The sequence below is a fragment of the Streptomyces sp. CHD11 genome, from assembly GCF_018638295.1.
In the GTDB taxonomy this organism is placed as follows: Bacteria; Actinomycetota; Actinomycetes; order Streptomycetales; family Streptomycetaceae; genus Streptomyces.
The window spans coordinates 1-1,988 of the sequence record NZ_JABTTS010000070.1; the positions used below are offsets into that span (position 1 = coordinate 1).

Below are 1,988 nucleotides of genomic sequence, written 5' to 3' on the forward strand. Positions count from 1 at the left end.
TGTCCGGTCCCGGGAGATGCTTGACACTTCGATCCCAGCTGATGGTTGACGGTGGCCGTGATCGGCTTTTCTGTGCACGTCGTGGCGGCGTGTGGCAGGAGGCCGGGATTGGCTCTGGTGGAGTTGTCGGTTGTCGAGCAGAGATACCGGGCTGTGCTTGCGGTGCTGGCGGGCGCGACGGTGACGGAGGTCGCCGCTCAGTTGGGCGTCTCGCGGCAGACGGTCAGTGGGTGGAAGTCGAGGTATGAGGCCTCGGGCCTGGCGGGGTTGGCGGACCGGTCGCGTAGGCCGGCTTCGTGTCCGCATCAGGCGTCTGTCGAGGTGGAGGCGGCTGTGTGTGAGCTGCGGCGCAAGCATCCGCGGTGGGGTCCGCGGCGGATCGCTCATGTGCTGGAGCGGTCCGGGGCGGTCACGCCGGTGCCGTCGCGGATGACGGTGTATCGGATCCTGGTCCGTCATGGGCTGCTGCAGCCGGGGGTGCGGCGCCGGAAGCGGTCGGATTACAAGCGCTGGCAGCGGGACCGGCCGATGCAGTTGTGGCAGATGGACATCGTCGGCGGCGTGATGCTCGTCGACACGGTGTCCGGTGAGCTGACCGAGGCGAAGGTCGTGACCGGGGTGGATGACCATTCCCGGTACTGCGTGATCGCTTCAGTGGTCGAGCGGGCAACCGGCCGGGCGGTCTGTGCGGCGTTCGCCCGGGCCTTGCAGACGTTCGGGGTGCCGGAGGAGGTGCTGACGGACAACGGGAAGCAGTTCACCGACCGGTTCGGTCAGGGGGGTGAGGTGTTGTTCGACCGGATCTGCCGGGAGAACGCGATCGCGCACCGGCTGACCCAGCCGGCGTCGCCGACCACGACGGGCAAGGTCGAGCGGTTCCATCAGACGCTGCGGCGTGAACTCCTCGACGACTGCGGCGCGTTCGAGAACATCGAGGCGGCCCAGGCGGCGCTGGATGCGTGGGTGGAGGAGTACAACTCCGTCCGGCCGCATCAGGCGCTGGAGATGCAGTCGCCGGGCGATCGGTTCACGCCGGTTCCCGAGTCGGAGCGCGATGTGCTGGGGGTGAGGGTGCCCGGGGTGCTGGCACTGGTGCCGCAGCAGCGGACGGCGCCCTTGACTGCAGATCCTGCCGATGTGGTGCCCGAGGGTCCTGCGGATCCGCCGGAGACGGTGCCGGTGCCGGTGGAGCCCGGTGGGCCGGTGGAGTTCGAGCGGGTGGTCCCTGCGAGTGGGAATCTGCAGGTCGCGGGCAAGCAGTTCTGGCTCGGCCCGGCCCGCGCAGGGCTGACGGTGACCTTCTGGGCCGACACCTCGGTGATCCATCTCCTGGTCGCCGGGACGCGGATCAAGAGCGTGCGTTCACACCTGTCGGTGACGGATCTCGCGCGGCTGGCGGCTCGCGGAGGGCGTGCGGCCGGACCGGCACCGCTTCCGGCCGGTGACGGGGCGGCTGCGTTCGAGGTGGACCGGGCCGTGAACAACAGTGGGCTGGTGGGTCTGGCCGGGCATCAGGTGCTGGCCGCAGAGATCCTGGGTGGCCGCCAGGTGGGCATCCGGATCGACGACGAGACGCTGTCGTTCTTCGATCCGTCCTCGCGGGAGCTGCTGCGGGTGCGGCCCAACCCGCTCAGTCCCGACGAGGTCCGGCGTCTGCGCGGCCTGCGGCCCGCGGGCCCACCGCCACGGCCGCGTGTCGAGCCGGTCCGCGTCCAGCGGCGAGTCAGCGCGGTCGGCACGGTCATGGTCTGCCGGCAGACCGTCTCCCTCGGCCGCCCGTACGCAGGCCAGACCGTGACCGTGCACGTGGCGGAGTCGACGATCACCGTCGAGCTGGACGGGCAGGTCCGCGTCATCCGGCGCACCACCGACATCCCCGTCCGCCACGTGAAGGCGAACAAGCCCCACAAAGTTTCCGATGTTGTCTAGGCCCACCGTCAAGCATCACCTGGGACCAGAACGTCAAACATCACCTGGGACTAGACAGG

The 1,988-nt window shown here is 69.6% G+C and carries 1 protein-coding gene; it reads left to right on the forward strand.

All coding sequences use genetic code 11. The annotated features are described in order from the left end of the window. Nucleotides 1-123 precede the first annotated feature (123 nt). Complete coding sequence (locus HTV45_RS33160; protein ID WP_215209602.1) at nt 124-1,929, forward strand: IS481 family transposase; 1,806 nt, start codon at nt 124-126, stop codon at nt 1,927-1,929. Nucleotides 1,930-1,988 lie beyond the last annotated feature (59 nt).